This window comes from Calothrix sp. CCY 0018, from assembly GCF_963920925.1.
Lineage (GTDB): Bacteria > Cyanobacteriota > Cyanobacteriia > Cyanobacteriales > Nostocaceae > Rivularia.
Genome location: NZ_CAWUDI010000014.1, coordinates 94,259 through 110,215, shown reverse-complemented (window position 1 = coordinate 110,215; position 15,957 = coordinate 94,259). Strand labels below are relative to the sequence as shown.

At 36.4% G+C, this 15,957-nt stretch carries 13 protein-coding genes; 10 read left to right on the top strand and 3 right to left on the bottom strand.

Going from position 1 to position 15,957, the window contains the following annotated elements; translation table 11 throughout:
- Window positions 1-18: 18 nt before the first annotated feature.
- A complete protein-coding gene (locus ACM03V_RS12610; RefSeq protein WP_414621124.1) occupies window positions 19-1,434 on the bottom strand; it encodes a peptidoglycan-binding domain-containing protein in 1,416 nt (471 codons plus the stop codon).
- Window positions 1,435-1,691: 257 nt separating this feature from the next.
- Between ACM03V_RS12610 and ACM03V_RS12605 the strand changes: the two genes are divergently transcribed.
- Window positions 1,692-2,831, top strand: a complete 1,140-nt coding sequence (locus ACM03V_RS12605) for a peptidoglycan-binding domain-containing protein (protein WP_414621123.1) — start codon at window positions 1,692-1,694, stop codon at window positions 2,829-2,831.
- A 30-nt stretch (window positions 2,832-2,861) separates the two neighbouring features.
- Window positions 2,862-3,146: a helix-turn-helix transcriptional regulator gene (locus ACM03V_RS12600; RefSeq protein WP_414621166.1), complete on the top strand. Its 285-nt coding sequence runs from the start codon at window positions 2,862-2,864 to the stop codon at window positions 3,144-3,146.
- Window positions 3,147-3,932: 786 nt separating this feature from the next.
- Here ACM03V_RS12600 and ACM03V_RS12595 read toward each other — a convergent pair.
- Window positions 3,933-5,330, bottom strand: a complete 1,398-nt coding sequence (locus tag ACM03V_RS12595) for an MATE family efflux transporter (protein WP_414621122.1) — start codon at window positions 5,328-5,330, stop codon at window positions 3,933-3,935.
- 212 nt (window positions 5,331-5,542) lie between these two features.
- On the opposite strand from ACM03V_RS12595, the gene ACM03V_RS12590 reads away from it, so the two are divergent.
- Together ACM03V_RS12590 and ACM03V_RS12585 are read left to right on the top strand one after the other, a co-directional pair.
- Window positions 5,543-6,430, top strand: coding sequence for a helix-turn-helix domain-containing protein (locus ACM03V_RS12590; RefSeq protein ID WP_414621121.1), 888 nt, complete (start codon window positions 5,543-5,545; stop codon window positions 6,428-6,430).
- A 133-nt stretch (window positions 6,431-6,563) separates the two neighbouring features.
- Window positions 6,564-7,064, top strand: a complete 501-nt coding sequence (locus ACM03V_RS12585; RefSeq protein WP_414621120.1) for a GNAT family N-acetyltransferase — start codon at window positions 6,564-6,566, stop codon at window positions 7,062-7,064.
- Between the two features lie 144 nt (window positions 7,065-7,208).
- Here the strand turns inward: ACM03V_RS12585 and ACM03V_RS12580 are convergent, their stop codons facing one another.
- On the bottom strand, window positions 7,209-8,798 hold the full coding sequence (locus ACM03V_RS12580) for a helix-turn-helix domain-containing protein (protein WP_414621119.1): 1,590 nt from the start codon (window positions 8,796-8,798) through the stop codon (window positions 7,209-7,211).
- Between the two features lie 1,455 nt (window positions 8,799-10,253).
- Here ACM03V_RS12580 and ACM03V_RS12575 point away from each other — a divergent pair.
- From ACM03V_RS12575 to ACM03V_RS12550, 6 genes are all read left to right on the top strand, one after another.
- On the top strand, window positions 10,254-11,237 hold the full coding sequence (locus ACM03V_RS12575) for a cytochrome c oxidase subunit II (RefSeq protein WP_414621118.1): 984 nt from the start codon (window positions 10,254-10,256) through the stop codon (window positions 11,235-11,237).
- A 152-nt stretch (window positions 11,238-11,389) separates the two neighbouring features.
- Window positions 11,390-13,051, top strand: a complete 1,662-nt coding sequence (gene ctaD, locus ACM03V_RS12570) for a cytochrome c oxidase subunit I (RefSeq protein WP_414621117.1) — start codon at window positions 11,390-11,392, stop codon at window positions 13,049-13,051.
- 181 nt (window positions 13,052-13,232) lie between these two features.
- Window positions 13,233-13,823: a cytochrome c oxidase subunit 3 gene (locus ACM03V_RS12565; RefSeq protein ID WP_414621116.1), complete on the top strand. Its 591-nt coding sequence runs from the start codon at window positions 13,233-13,235 to the stop codon at window positions 13,821-13,823.
- A gap of 164 nt (window positions 13,824-13,987) precedes the next feature.
- On the top strand, window positions 13,988-14,470 hold the full coding sequence (locus ACM03V_RS12560; RefSeq protein ID WP_414621115.1) for a hypothetical protein: 483 nt from the start codon (window positions 13,988-13,990) through the stop codon (window positions 14,468-14,470).
- A 74-nt stretch (window positions 14,471-14,544) separates the two neighbouring features.
- Complete coding sequence (locus ACM03V_RS12555; protein WP_414621114.1) at window positions 14,545-15,156, top strand: cupin; 612 nt, start codon at window positions 14,545-14,547, stop codon at window positions 15,154-15,156.
- A 160-nt stretch (window positions 15,157-15,316) separates the two neighbouring features.
- Window positions 15,317-15,757 (top strand): ArsC/Spx/MgsR family protein, encoded by a 441-nt coding sequence (locus tag ACM03V_RS12550; RefSeq protein ID WP_414621113.1) that lies wholly within the window; start codon window positions 15,317-15,319, stop codon window positions 15,755-15,757.
- Window positions 15,758-15,957 lie beyond the last annotated feature (200 nt).

Here is a 15,957-nt window from a genome sequence, read left to right as displayed (position 1 = left end):
TTATAACTTATTGGCTTTTTAAATTTCTTCTATCACCACTCTACGAATAATTTCTGTCACCCCCGCAGCCATACGTGCATCAAGTTCCCTCCATGTATCGTTGCCAGGATTTTTAACTCCTCGAAGAGTCATGGCTAATGTTCTTAATTTACCTAATTGATTGGTGGATTTAAAACGCTCATCAATAAACTGCACAAAAGCGGTGTAAGTAATCTCAAATGTATTTCTACTGTTGCTGTATCCATAACCTAGTTTGGAAATAATTACTGATGCGCTAATAGTTTTTTCTAATCCTAAAGTTTCTAAAGCTACTTCTACATAACGTGCTTTATCGTAACCCATTGCATAAATTATATCTTTCAAACTATGCCATTGTGCTGACGGTAAACGTGCTGATTCGTTAATATGTAAATGCCATCCTAACATTGACATTAACCGGGTTAAATCATAAGCAGAAAGATAATTTTTATCTGCTTCTAAACCTGTGGTAGCAGCATTTAATATTTGCTTTCCGGTTAAGCGATCGAATAATGATGGTTGAGTAATAAAAGGTGTTTCACCGTATCCGCTACGAAATTCTAGCTGTTGATTGCCAGTGATGCTTTTAAGCCAGTTTTCTAAACCAAGGGGTGTTTGAAATCTTTTTAACATTGCAGTTGCTGAGTTAGAGCTTGTTATTTTATTCCGATAGCTAACGATATCTAAGACAATATCTATGAAACTATATTTTTTATCGTTAATATAGCAGCTTTCAAGATCGAGGTTAGCTAGTTTGGAATTTGCTTCACACACTACATTCAAAATTGGAATAATTTTTGTCGCACTCCAAAATTGATTTTTAGTTAAAGGATTTTTTCCCAACCACCGGGTTTTAATTTCTCCACTATCAAATTTACCGAGACAAACACAGGCTTCTGCAATGACTGAATCAAGAAAATTTAAACTTTGATTTTCAATACTTGGGATTGTTCCTCGTTGGGGATAATTATTATATGTTGAATTAATAGATTGATTTTCATATTTCGCCGTTAAACGATTGGAATATTCGTTTATTTGAGTAATGTATGTTGAATTTTTAATATCTCGGTGTAAAAATGCTGCAACATCATCTCCCGTCAAACGAGTTTTCTTTGCTGTAGTAAGTAATTTTTGAAAAACCGATTCTTGATTTGCGCTTTGCAATATAAATGGTAATTGCTTTGTAATTAACAGCCTCCAAGCAAAGTTTTCATCAAAGCGCAATAATGGCAAATCTATAGCCTGACAAAACTGTTTGATTGCACCTTCAGTCATCGGGCCATAATCACCATCTATTAATTTTCCACCAGGATATAAACCTAAACTTCTGAGCTTAATTTGGATTTCGGTAATTAGTTCTTTGTCAGCTTTTACTTGCTCTGTACTTAATAAACCACTAATATTTTCAATTTTCATATTCTGTTAAAATTTCTGACTATAAAATTCTACTATCACTACAAGCTTTTATGTGGTGAATACAGAAAATTGGTGAAAAAAATATTGTTGGATAAAGCTAGATAGTAGGGTTGGAGAAATAGGGAATAGGGAACAGAGGAAAAAGAGAACATTAATAAACTTAAACACTTCCGAAATCTTTCAAAGCTTATTTGTAGTGACAAACATAAGAAATTCTACAAATAACCTACAAATAATTATTATTTCGGAGCCAAATTATGCCTGCTTTATCCATTGCTATTAAAAGTTTCGTCAAAAACGCTCAATTTACAGCTGCTGAATTAGTTAACTTGGAAAATAAAATTGAGCGCAGACAAACAAGTTTAAAAGAAGCAGAAATTATCGCTACAAATTATGCCGATACCTTAGAAGCTGGTGTCGGAAACTGGTTAAATAAACTATTACGTAGATTTGGCAGTAGCGTTAAAGTCGCAAAAGCGATAGTTAATCTTGCTGAGGATACCGCATTACTCAACGGGCAAATAACTATACCAGATTCCGGAAACAAACACCCATCAGTTCGCAATATTCAACGTTGTTTAATTGCTTTGGCAAGTCGCACCCAAACATTAGATTATATGCTTCCCGAATATGGAGCAGATGGAATCTATGGTGAAGAAACAAGCAAAGCTGTAAAAGCATTTCGTGCCAATAATTCAATTCCTATTACGGGGAAAGTTGATGCTTATACAGCTAAATTGTTAGATGAAGCACTCCGCGCTACCGATGTACCTGGAAGTTTATTTGCGACTCCAAAGGATATAGTTAATGCAGCGATAGAACTTTGTAGTGGAGATATTGCACTGTATTACGGCGTTCCTCAACCGTGGATAAATAACGATCCTAAGCATAATGTTCCTGCCGATATTCACTTTAACTATCTTATAAATCGCTGGAAGTGCAATCTATTTGGCGGTAATGTATTGCGTAAAGGTGGCTATGAACCCCCCTATTATCAAGATAATACCGATGATGGAAAAGGCGAATATCCTAACGCTAATCAATGGTATAAATGGACTGATAAATATGCTCTTAGACAGGGAAATCCGGTGCGTTTCGAGTTAATTGCTGAAGTCGCTGCTCATTCTTTATCCCGAAGTGAAGCAACAAGCAAAATTCATCAATTATTTGCTTTGATTCAACCCGGTGATTTTTTGATGGTAGATCATCGAGGCAGCGAAACTCAAGATGGTGGACATACTCGGGTTGCTGTTAAAAGCGATTTTCATGCTTCGGGTAAAGTATCTTTCGCCCAAGCTAGATATGAAAAAGCAATAATTTTAGATGAAAGTGTTGATGATTTAGTTGACAAAGAAGAGGAAAATATTTGGTTGATACGTCCAAATGTGAGAATGTAATTCCCCGGCGTTGCTTTAGTTACCGATTATATTAACGATAATATCTCTACAGAAATTAAATTATCTGATTTAGCTAATTTAGCAGGAATCAGCCAGTTTCACTTCAGCCGTTTGTTTAAAAAGTCCTTGGGAATCTCACCAAATCAATATGTAATTAAGCAAAGAGTTGAGAAAGCAAAGTTATTATTGAAAAATTCCGAATTATCAGTAACCGACATTGCTTTTCCATCTGGTTTCAACAGTCACAGTCATTTTGGTAAATATTTTCGACAATTTACCGGATTTACACCCAAGCAATATAGAGCGGAATATTAGTAAATAAACTATTATCCCTGTCCTGTTACAAGATTAATCATTTGAAAAAATAATTATAGTCATATCGCAATAGTTTTTTATTTCAATTCAAGCAATAAATATAAATATTGTTTTGATTTACATTTTATTTATTTGAAAAAAATTTTTTTACCGCTGAAAATATGAGATAATTAAAAGCAAATAGATAGTTATTATTTATAATGGGAATATTCGCAAAATTTTTATATAAGTCATGCCTCCCAATTATTAAAATATATTATTATAAATAATAATATCACAAAACCGTTACTAATAAAAAAATCGCTATTTTTTCTATCAGTTTTTTTAAGCAATTATATATACTTAAAGGACAAATTAGTAAGTAATTATCTCATTATAAGCGGGATTATATAAGATGGGTTAGTAATAAATAAAACTTCTAACTACTGCGTTCATGAATGAAAATTATTGATAAAAAAACCGCAGAGACCTAGAGAGCGCAGAGAAAAGAGTTTTGATAGAGCGGTTCCCTAACTGAAGTTAATTATATTGTTATCGCAATAGTTTTAAATTTGAAGTGAAACAGTAAATCAGTTGAAAAAGAAATATGTTGCGATCGCAATAGTTTTTATTTCAAGTGAAACAATAAATCAGTTGAAAAAGAAATATGTTGCGATCGCAATAGTTTTTATTTCAAGTGAAATTTATAGTGGTTTTTAGTTGACTCCAACACACAAGTTAACCTCACCCTCTTCCCCTCTCCGATATTTTGGAGAGGGGTGTTTGGAAAAGAAGGGGGACATAATATTAATTTCGATGGTATTTCTGATGTGCGACTTGATGACGAAAACGAGCCAAAAACAATAGCGCAACAATCCCGACTCCAACAGACTGTCCCAACCACAAACCAGTACCACCCCAATTAAAAACAAATCCGAGAATATAACCACCAGTTAATCCAATACCCCACAATACTGGAACGCTTAATAATAGAGGTACTTGAGTATCTTGAAGTCCTTGTAATGCACCGTAAGTAATTTTTTGAACGGCATCTAAGATTTGTGAGAGAGTAGCAATAGTTAACATCGGTAATGCTAGATTGATTATTTCACTATTAGCAGGGTCATTAATATCTAGATAAAGTCCAATTACTGACTGAGGAAATAACAGCATTAGAATTGTCAACAAGATTGTAATCCCCACTCCGATAGCAATACTGATATATGTGGATAATTTTATTCCTTTGATATTTTTTTGTCCAAACCACTGTCCAACTCTTGCTGTTGCTGCATAAGACATTCCCAAAGGAATCATAAAAGTTATAAGAACAGTTTGAAAAACAATTTGATGTGCTGCTAATACTTCTGTTCCCAGAGAACCCATTAAAAAAGTAACTGTGGTAAATAGTCCTAGTTCAAAAGCAATAAATATACCGATTGGTAGACCAATTTTGCTCAATTCCCGAATGATATTGGGTTTGAATTTATGTAGCTGCTCGAAAATACGATAGATTTTCAATTGCGGATGTTTAAGAGTGTAAATCACCAAAGCAATAAACATTCCCCAAAAAGTTAGAGTACTTGATATAGCTAAACCAGCTAATTCTAATCTCGGAAAGCCAAACTTACCAAACCCCAAAATATAATTACCGATAATATTAAAGAACGTTCCAACAATCACAATAAACATTATCGGACGAGTATGGGACAATCCAGATAGGACACTCCGCAACATTGCAAAACCTAAAGCTGGGAAAAAAGCCCATAAAATAATATCTAAATAGGTATTAGCTAAATTAACGGTTGTTTCTGTTTGTCCTAATTGCAGCATTATCGAATCTAATTTTCCAATTACCAACATTGTCGGTATTGACAATGATAAAACTAACCAAAAACCTTGACGTGCATACTTTTCAATCTTTGTTTTATATCCTGCACCATAAGCTTGTGCAATGGCTGGGCTTACTGCTGAAACTACGCCAGTGGCAATATTTAATAAAGAAAAGAAAGTTAGAGAAGCCAAACCACCAGCAGCAAGAGTTTCTGCTCCCAATCTCCCCATCATAATTGTGTCGAAAAACCCCGTTAAAGATTGGGTAATTTGAGCGCTAACTAAAGGAATAGCTAATTGCAGAAATTGTTTGGTTTCCTTGCGAATAGAAGTACCTACCGATTCTTTCTTTATACACTTTTTTTTGAAAAACATTTTTACCTCTAAAATTGAAATGCAATTCTTGTAATCTAATTTGTTTGATTTAACGAAATTAGTGGTTTCAGGGCTTGAGTAAGTTACTAGCATTAATTAAAATTTATAAAGAATTGAAACGTTTAACTATTTAAATCTTGCGGTACTATCAAAATCTTGCTGCAAGTTTGTCCAAGATATGCAACTTGATAAAAACATTGATAAAAACACGGATGAAAACTGTAAGTAGCACAAAACCAGTCACAATTACTCATTCATCAGAGGAAGGGCTGATTAATTCCAGTCAAGATTTAGGTTGGGAGTATATTGTTTTTAATGAATACCAGTTAGCACCTACACAAATTTCATATCCAGCTTTTCCCCAGCATAATTTATATTTGTGTCTTGCAAATCGTCCTTACCGTATCCATCATTTGATGGGAAAACAACGTTATGTAGGAATTTACAGTAGAGGTGATATTGGTATTACACCAGCAGGAATCGCCAGTATATATCGTACCGAAGGTAATGACCATTTCTTGCAAATTCAAATTGAACAGCAGTTTTTACATCAAGTTGCACAGGAAACGGATGAAATTGATGCGAGTAGTGTAGAGTTGATACCAAAATTTCGCGAACGCAATCCCCAAATTGAGCAAATTATCATGATGCTGTATTCGGAACTCCATCAAGGAAGCGGTTGGGGAAGCAAGCTGTATATCGAATCTTTAAGTAATGCTTTAGCTGTTAATTTACTGCGAGGTTATTCGGTCAAAAAAACTAATTTTAATTTACATTCAGTAGGTTTAAGCGATAGCAAGTTACTTTTAGTTACCGATTATATTAACGACAATATAGGAACAGAAATTAAAATATCAGACTTGGCTGCATTAGTAGGAATTAGCCAGTTTCATTTTAGCCGTTTGTTTAAAAAATCCGTAGGAATGTCACCTCATAAGTATGTAATTAAGCAAAGACTTGAGCGAGCAAAATCTTTATTGAAAAATCCAGAATTATCTGTTACTGATATTGCTTTATTATGCGGTTTTAACAGCCACAGTCATCTTGGTAAATATTTTCGGCAACTTACAGGATTTACACCTAAGCAATATAGAAATTAGGAGGAGTAGGGAGTTAGGAGTTAAAAATAGCAAGTAGCGAGTAGCAAGATTCCCCCCTTCCCTGTAATCTATTCTCTGTTTCTTATGAATTACCCACAAATGAAAACTCATTTTATAAACAATAGTCATTTTTATGATTGAATTTAAAATTGTCGATAATATTGAAACGATTTTCCAAGTTGCAAAATTAGCTCATTATATTTGGAATCAACATTATTTACCAATGATTGGCAGCGAGCAGGTTAATTATATGCTCGATAAGTTTCAAAGTGAAGACGCGATCAAACAGCAAATAGATCGAGGGTATAAATATTACATTATTTTTAACGAACAACAAGAAGCCGGATATTTTTCGGTTAAGGTTAACGATCAAGCAGAAAAATTATTTTTGAGTAAATTATACGTTCTTAAATCCTTTAGAGGAAAAGGTATTGGTAAGCAAGCAATCAAATTTATTAAAACTAATTTTTACAATCCTGTAATTCAACTAACAGTTAATAAAAATAATTCTCGCAGCATCGCTTTTTATAAAAATATTGGTTTTGAGATTGTCGATGATGTAGTTACGGATATTGGAAGCGGATTTGTGATGGATGATTATATTATGGAAATGCAAAATTTAGGTAATAGGTAATTGGTAGTTGGTAATTGGTAATTGGTAATTGGTGACAAACATTTTTCACTCTATTCCCTATTCCCTACTCCCCAAAATAAAAAACCCGATTCCTTAAAAGAATCGAGTACAAAATAATAAAAAAATATAAATACTTAAGCTAATTTAAGCTATTCTCAGCACTTTACGTAAAACTAACTGGTCTTCTATTTTAACTTTTAGACGACCATTTTCTATGTCCCGAATCCAGCTTTGACTTTTTCCCATCAGTCTTGCTAATTCCCTTTGAGAAATGCTCAAGTTTTTTCTTGCTAAACGTATTTGTTCGCCAAGTAAACCACCTGCTGTTTTAATATTTCTTCTCTTGTTACTGGTTTTCTGCGGTTTTTTCCTTGCTGCCAAATTTGGCTGATCCCACTTTGGTGACATTTCAAAAGCTAAAATTCTGGCATTCATTAGCAGTTTCCACTTACCACGAGGGCTGACATCGGTTAACCTTCTTCCTTCATCACCATCGTTAGTCCAAAATTCTAGGGCTTCATCTGGATCTTCGGGAATGTCGGCTAACTTTGCCCACAGCGGCTGAATCGGCTCTGGATAACTAACTGGATCGAAAACTGGTTTCATTCCATGATGCGACAAAGTTTCCAAATCGCTTTCATAAGTTCGCAGCAGTCGTTTTCTCTCTTCTCTTTGTCTGCAAGCAATCGCGACTTTGCGATCGCCATAGGCAACACGCATTAATGTAGGTATTGTAATGCGTTGTTGTTTGCCCATTTTTGCTTTGAACATTAACCACATCATCAATCGAGCCGCACCTTCATGCTGCTGCCAAATACTCATAACTGTAGTCAGCAAAGATTTGGGCAAATTACCATACTGATAAAAAGCCGTTCGCTGTTTGCAAGCATCTTTATTCAAAAAATGCTTTGCCCAATCACCAGCTTTGACTCTAAATGTTAAACCAACCAAATATTTACACCCTAAATCGTCATGTTGGAAATGATGCTGAATTCCTGTTAAATCCCAAAGTTTAGTTTTTTCTAAGGAAATTGGTTTGATACGCCCTTGTTGAGGCAGATCGATCGAAAGCATTAAGGAACAAGCTTGGAGAACTAAATTTTTCATCAAAGCCAATTTTGTGGTTTTGTTCAAGTCTTTACGTTTTTCTAAACCTAAATACTTCTCTATTTGCTTATCATCTACAACAAACTCTTCCTCCCAAGATTTTTCCGAAAAAGTCGCATAAGCTGCAAAAATTAAATGCAAGCAAGCAGCTCGAATATCAAGAGCTTCTACTGCTTCTAAATCTGTTGCAAGCTGGCTTCCCTCAGAATAAGAATTAATATGAAAAGCAATTTTACCTTTTCCTCGATCGATCTGTTTACTATAACGTACTTCGTTATTTTCATCGATTTCCCAAGGTAAAGAAGTTCTTTGGGATAACACGTTACAAGCTTCCCATACCGGAATACCCGATGCAAATGGATTACTTTTACCGTTGAAAAATAAATCGGAACTAGTTAATTCTCTATCATCAATTTTGCACCTCCCTTTTTTGACTTGTAATGGTATTGGAGACTTACTCGGACAGGCAGATACGCACTGAGGCTCTGAATAATAACCCTCGCAATTGTTACATAAATGAGGGTCAATCCAATACTCACCATTATCGATTTTGATAGCACCTGTTGGACACTGAAAACGACATTTGTCGCATCCAGCACAACTGTTGTTAGATATTGTATAAGGCATAAGGCTTATTGCCACTTCACTTCTTGCGACGCTTGGCTCAAGTCCTACCTAGATGTGTCTTCATCGTAAATTTTCGTCACCACACTTTACGACAAGAAAAAGGTTTACTTCTCGCAATTTATGACTCACATCTATATATGTACTTCCGATTAATCACAGGAGGTTAATTACAAGTATTAACCCGAGCCTGTATTTCACACTTCGTTATTTATAGTTTTCATAAATATGTTAAAAAGTTTTGTTCGTAATGAGCTATGAACTATTTTTTATGCTATTTCTACAGGTTTTACGCTAAATCTTCCCATATTGACCTGCAAAGCTATTCAAATTGCTCTCTAAGAACAACTCAATCATTTAAAGTTTTCAGTGAAATAATTATTTAATTTTGCCTGCGTCTATTTATTATCTTAACATATTCTTCACGTAAATTTCATGATTGATTTACTTTTTCTTTTTTCTCAATTGTTAAGTATTTAATCCTACAGTAATTTGATTTGAGTAATAAAATACTAAACCGAAAATAGAGTAAACCAGGACTTACGCAAAGCCCCCTAAAAAAGGGGAGCCACTGCGTTGCCGGGGTTCCCCCGGTTGTAGCAAGTGGCGTGGGTTGGGGGGTTCTTAGAGTTGGGAATGCCTGCTTTTTGGTTGCGGTTACGTAAGTCCTGTAAACAATAGACAGGAAAAATTGAAATAAGCAAAAATCGGCGAAGTATTATTCCTTAACTTTTGATTTGTTGCAGAAAATAGGTTCATCATAAACAAATCAATAAATTTTAAATCGTCAAATATTAACAAATATAAAATTGCAAATATTATAATATAATGAAGAATATTTTTTACAAACAACCATTAATCTAGCGAAAATTATCAATTGTAAATTTTATGTTTAATTCATAATTAACTTAGCTGAATTAAGCTATCTTAGAATCAATGCTGGATAAGTTGAAAACGTTCTAAGTAGATAGATATAAATGAATTGAAAATAAGCGTGTCCTCTACTTATTACATAACTTCCTGTAATACAATTATGTAATAAGCATTATTGACCGTCTTAATTAAACAGTATTTATTTATATCTTAAAAACTTATCCTTCATAGAGAAAAATTATGTTTAAGTGCTGCGTTTTATAAATCTTAAAACCAGTTAGCTGCATCTCTTTCAAGATTTACTCCTTTGCGAAATTATCCTCAAATCTGAAAGGAGTGTAACAAGTACATAAGTTTTAAGGCTTTAAAGTTATAAAAAAAATTAAAAGCGTAGCGGTTAGGAACTTAAAGCTTATGCATCTTCTTGACAAATAGATGTAGCTCCTAAAATTTTACGGGATTACATGGTTCATAAATAAATCGAGAAAATCGTACCGTAAGCGGATGAATGTAATCAATTAATCGCTAACAAGACTTAAACCCATTCATCACCAGATTACACGAAACTTTATACCATAAGTCACCATGCAACAAATTCCTGCTTCATTACTAACCCTGGTTGCTGGAGCTTTAGTCACAATTATAGGTTTATGGGTTAGTCAAACTCATAGTCTATTACCAGTACAAGCATCCGAACAAGCACCCTTAGTAGACGGATTTTTCAACGTCATGTTCGCGATCGCCATTGCTTTGTTCTTAATCGTAGAAGGAACAATCCTATTTTTCGCGATCGCATTTCGTCAGCGTAAAGGCGATGAGACAGATGGGCCACCAATTGAAGGAAACGTCCCCTTAGAAATATTTTGGACTGCAATTCCTACCCTGATAGTTTTTGCTTTGGGTATCTACAGCGTAGATGTTTACAAGCAAATGGGAGGATTTCCGTCATCTAGCCCTGCGATAGTTGAAGCTCAAAATCATGCAGATAGTGGAAGTGCGATCGCAGCCACAATCGGCGAAGCTCCGATAATTTCATCAGAAGCAGCCCCTTTAGCCAGTCAAACAGTTGGTATTAAAGGCTCACCCGATCAACAAGGTAAAACAGCAGACGTAACTGTAGATGTTACCGGAATGCAGTTTGCTTGGATCTTTAGTTATCCCGAAGACAACGTTACATCAGGTGAATTACACGTACCAGTAGGTGCTGACGTACAGTTGAACATTGCAGCAACAGACGTAATCCACTCATTTTGGGTACCGCAATTCCGTTTAAAGCAAGATGCAATTCCTGGAATGAATACCGAATTGCGATTTGTCGCCACCAAACCGGGAACCTATCCCGTAGTTTGTACAGAATTATGTGGTGCTTATCACGGGGCAATGAGAAGTAAAGTAATCGTTCACACCCCCGACGAATATCAAAGCTGGTTGCAAGAAAACCGCATTGCACAGCAAGAATCACAAACAGTTGCACTTAATCCCGCACAATTATCATCATCCGAATATCTAGCTGCTTACAATTCGCAAATTGATATTAATTCAGCAACTCTTGCTCAAATTCAGAAATAAATTAATTGGGAATTGGTAATGGGTAATTGGTAATTGGTAATTGGTAATGGGTAGTTGGTAATTATTCTCCCCCCATCCCCCCATCTCCCCATCTCCCCCCTCCCCTCTCCTCAAAATAATCCAAAATCCTGTTAGCGAAAATCTAAAATCGAATGACTCAATTAGAACATCCACAAAATACAAGTGAAGTGGCTGCTCATGCTCATCCCGAAGCATGGAAATGGTATGACTATTTCACGTTTAATGTAGACCATAAGGTAATTGGAATCCAATACCTGGTAACATCGTTTATTTTTTATCTGATCGGTGGATTGATGGCTGTTGCCATGCGTGCCGAATTGGCGACACCTGATGCAGATTTACTTGACCCCAATCTGTATAATGCATTTCTGACCAATCATGGAACAATCATGATTTTTCTCTGGATTGTTCCCAGCGCGATTGGTGGCTTCGGCAACTACTTGATACCGCTGATGGTTGGTGCTAGGGATATGGCTTTCCCTAAACTAAACGCTGTAGCCTTTTGGTTAAACCCGCCTGCTGGTGCTTTAGTTTTAGGTAGTTTTTTCTTCGGTGGTTCTCAGTCAGGTTGGACAGCCTACCCACCCTTAAGCTTGGTGACGGCGAATACCGCTCAAAGTATGTGGATTCTCGCCATTGTTTTGGTCGGAAGTTCTTCAATTTTGGGTTCGTTGAACTTCGTTATTACCATCTGGAAAATGAAAGTTCCTTCTATGAAGTGGGATGAATTACCTTTATTTTGCTGGGCAATTTTAGCTACTTCATTGTTGGCACTTGTTTCTACACCAGTATTGGCTGCTGGTTTAGTATTGCTGTTATTTGATATCAACTTCGGTACCTCCTTCTTTAAACCAGATGAAGGCGGTAACGTAGTTATTTATCAGCATTTATTCTGGTTTTACTCCCATCCGGCAGTTTATTTAATGATTCTGCCCATCTTCGGGATTCTTTCCGAAGTAATTCCGGTTCACGCTCGTAAACCCATCTTTGGATATAAGGCGATCGCCTATTCTAGTTTGGCGATTTGCGTTGTGGGACTTTTTGTGTGGGTTCATCATATGTTTACCAGCGGAACCCCCGGCTGGATGCGGATGTTTTTTACCATCTCCACCCTGATAGTTGCCGTTCCCACAGGAATCAAAATATTTAGTTGGGTTGCGACTCTTTGGCAAGGGAAAATCCGCTATACTAGCGCGATGCTGTTTGCGATCGGCTTGTTGATGATGTTCGTTTTAGGTGGTCTTGGTGGCGTTACTTTAGGTACAGCACCATTTGATGGACACGTCCACGATACATATTATGTAGTTGCCCACTTCCACTACGTCTTATTTGGTGGTTCCGTATTTGGTATTTACGCTGCGATATACCATTGGTTCCCTAAAATGACCGGAAGAATGATGAATGAAACATTGGGTAAAATTCACTTTGTTCTCACATTCATCGGCACCAACTTAACCTTCCTACCCATGCACGAATTGGGTTTGCAAGGAATGCCTCGTCGAGTTGCCATGTACGATCCGCAATTTGAAGCAATCAATGTGCTTTGTACCTATGGTGCTTATCTCTTGGCAATATCGGTAATTCCTTTCACCATAAATATTATTTGGAGTTGGATGTCTGGAGCAAAAGCCGGTGATAATCCTTGGAATGCTTTGACATTAGAATGGACAACCACTTCTCCACCTGCAATTGAAAACTGGGAAGAATTACCCGTCGTAACTCACGGTCCTTACGATTACGGTGTAGTAACTGAAGGTGAACCTTTAGAACCTACTACGGAAGTAACTGCTTAGAACAGGTTAAAGGTCAAAGGTGTTCACTGGTTCCTAGCCGTACTGCTGGGAATCCCTGAGTGGAGGCTCTGCCTCCAAAAACATCACAAGAGGCAGAGCCTCGAACAATGCATTCCCAGCCTGGAGGCTAGGAACGAGGCAATCCAAAATCTAAAATCTAAAATTGAATGGGGGATACAAAATGGCGATCGCTACAGAAAAATCACCAGCGCAGCATGAAGAACACGCAGACTTACGAGTTATAGGATTAATAACTTTCCTAATCTCGGAATCATTAATGTTTGGCGGATTCTTTGCTACTTATTTGTTCTATCGTGGAACCACTGCAACTTGGCCCCCTGAAGGAACAGAAGTAGAGTTATTGTTGCCAACTATCAACACCATCATTCTAGTATCAAGCAGTTTCGTGATTCACTTCGGCGATTCAGCGATTAAAAAGAATGATGTCAAAGGAATGCGTAAATGGTACAAAATTACTGCATTCATGGGAATTATTTTCTTGCTAGGTCAAGTTTACGAGTATCTGACATTAGGATACGGAATGAATAGCAATTTATTCTCCAACTGCTTTTATCTAATGACAGGATTCCACGGCTTACACGTCTTCATCGGAGTCTTGTTAATTTTAGGTGTATTGTGGCGCTCTCGTCGCACCGGGCATTACAGCGAACATAAGCATACCGGAATCGAGATGGCAGAAATCTACTGGCACTTCGTAGATATCATCTGGATTGTACTTTTTACCCTACTTTATATTCTGACCAAATTTTAAATAGGGAATTGGGCAAGTTAAGGTCAAAGGTTAGAGGTTAAAGGTCAAAGGTGAAGAGTAGAAAGTTGTGAATAAATTACTCCCCTTGTCCCCTTGTCCCCTTGTCTCCCCATCTCCTTGCCCCCTTCCCCATCTCTTTGTCCCCTTCCCCATCTCTCACAACCATGCAAGAAACAGAATTCTCTTGGTACGAGGTACCCGAAGATGTCAAACAGCTATTGATATTAGCAGCAGACAATTGGGAAAATACCTCAGAATCCGAAAAATACATCAATCAAGCTTTAGCTAAAACGGGAAATAATATAGATGTTTTAATATCAGCTTATCGATATTTTTATTACAAACAAAATTATCAGATGGCATTAGAAACAGCGGAGAAAGTTCAAGCGCGAGTTAAAGAAACCGAAAATTTACCTGATGATTGGGAAAAACTAAAACCAGTATTAATTAAGCGCAAAGAAGAACAAATTATTCGACTATATTTAACTTCTTATGCTGCTACGGGATTAATCTTAGCTATATTAGGAAAAGAAGAAGAAGCCAAAGAAATATGTAATAAGGTAAAAGAAATTGACGACAAAAACGACTTTGGCGCGGGAATCTTGTTTGATGTTTTAACACGTCCCCCAGAAGATGATGATGAATAGTTACGAGTTAATAATTAGGAATTAAGATAGATTTATATATTGAATACGCTTCCTTGATAATTGATAATTGACGTATGGAAGGAAAAGACTGGCTTGTAACGTCAGATGGTAAATATCAAGCTTGTAAATCTGTAAGAACTTGGGATTTAATTACTGAGAATTATCGCCTTTATCGCTTTCTTACGGAATTAGAAGATATTCTGAAAAAGTCATTAGATGAAAGCAATTATCTAGCAGAAATTAGGCAATTAGTAAGACGATTGCTGGTTAATTCTTATTGGATTAAAACTCAACATCCGCAACCCGATACTAAAACCGGAACTTCTGTTAAACTTTTATATGATGAGTTGGGTTTTCCTTTTACAGTGCAAACTGTTACCTTTACAAAAGGAACGCAATCCAATATTCATAATCATGGAATTTGGGGAATCGTCGCGGTATTAAAAGGAAAAGAAAAGAATATTATTTGGAAGCGAAATCCTACCGCAGAACATCCAGACAAAATTGAACCAGCAGCAGAAATTATCTTAAATCCTGGGGATATTGTTAGTTTCGCACCGGGTGCAATTCATAGTGTAGAAGCAATGAGCGACGAACCAACCGTAACTTTTAATTTATACGGCGAAACTAAATCGAAAGAACGTTTTGCATTTGATACGGTGCGTCATACTGCGAAGAATTTTTGAGAATGGGAAACCTAACCCCCAACCCCTTCCCTACGAGGGAAGGGGAGTAAGATTTAAAGCCTCTCTCCTTGCAGGAGAGAGGTTTGGAGAGAGGTCAAAAATGTATCGTATTCAACTAATAGCCCCTACATCTACTAATAACTAATTTGGAGTTTTAATCATGGCAAAGGTAATATTTTACGAGAAAACTGGCTGTCGAAATAATACTAAACAAAAGACTTTATTAACAGCAGCCGGACATCAAGTTGAAGCGCATAATATCTTAGAAGAAAAATGGACTAAAGAGCGTTTGCGCTGGTTTTTCAACAATCGTCCCGTAGCAGATTGGTTTAACCGCTCCTCACCTAGAATCAAATCTGGTGAAATAAACCCAGAACAAATTGATGCGGAAACTGCTTTAAATTTGATGGTAGAGGAACCGTTACTTATTCGTCGTCCTTTAATTCAAGTTGGTTATCGCGGTGAAATCGGTTTTGATACCCAAGTTATTGAAAATTGGATTGGTTTAAAACCTAAAGATGAGGCTTTGCAAGAAGTTAGTGAAAAATTGATGAGTCAGGATTTACAAGGTTGTGCTCATAAGCATGAGCATCATCATTGATGTTGGGGAATTCTTATTTTTAAGTTTGGAATTTTAGGAACCGGGTATCGTGAAGATGTCCGGTTTTTTTGTTTTTGTACTTTGTAGGTTGGGTTGAGGAACGGAACCCAACACAATCTAGAAGACTAAACAAAATAATTTAAACAAATTCAATATTTAACTTTCAACCAAAACTCGGATGTTGGGTTACGAAGCTTTTA

What these genes read in the sequence shown, in the direction of transcription:
- ACM03V_RS12585 (WP_414621120.1), top strand. Translation starts at nt 6,564, where the DNA reads ATGATTGAATTTAAAATTGTCGATAATATTGAAACGATTTTCCAAGTT.
- ACM03V_RS12575 (WP_414621118.1), top strand. Translation starts at nt 10,254, where the DNA reads ATGCAACAAATTCCTGCTTCATTACTAACCCTGGTTGCTGGAGCTTTA.
- ACM03V_RS12550 (WP_414621113.1), top strand. Translation starts at nt 15,317, where the DNA reads ATGGCAAAGGTAATATTTTACGAGAAAACTGGCTGTCGAAATAATACT.
- ACM03V_RS12565 (WP_414621116.1), top strand. Translation starts at nt 13,233, where the DNA reads ATGGCGATCGCTACAGAAAAATCACCAGCGCAGCATGAAGAACACGCA.
- ACM03V_RS12555 (WP_414621114.1), top strand. Translation starts at nt 14,545, where the DNA reads ATGGAAGGAAAAGACTGGCTTGTAACGTCAGATGGTAAATATCAAGCT.
- ACM03V_RS12595 (WP_414621122.1), bottom strand. Translation starts at nt 5,330, where the DNA reads ATGTTTTTCAAAAAAAAGTGTATAAAGAAAGAATCGGTAGGTACTTCT.
- ACM03V_RS12590 (WP_414621121.1), top strand. Translation starts at nt 5,543, where the DNA reads ATGAAAACTGTAAGTAGCACAAAACCAGTCACAATTACTCATTCATCA.
- ACM03V_RS12560 (WP_414621115.1), top strand. Translation starts at nt 13,988, where the DNA reads ATGCAAGAAACAGAATTCTCTTGGTACGAGGTACCCGAAGATGTCAAA.
- ACM03V_RS12610 (WP_414621124.1), bottom strand. Translation starts at nt 1,434, where the DNA reads ATGAAAATTGAAAATATTAGTGGTTTATTAAGTACAGAGCAAGTAAAA.
- ctaD (WP_414621117.1), top strand. Translation starts at nt 11,390, where the DNA reads ATGACTCAATTAGAACATCCACAAAATACAAGTGAAGTGGCTGCTCAT.
- ACM03V_RS12580 (WP_414621119.1), bottom strand. Translation starts at nt 8,798, where the DNA reads ATGCCTTATACAATATCTAACAACAGTTGTGCTGGATGCGACAAATGT.
- ACM03V_RS12605 (WP_414621123.1), top strand. Translation starts at nt 1,692, where the DNA reads ATGCCTGCTTTATCCATTGCTATTAAAAGTTTCGTCAAAAACGCTCAA.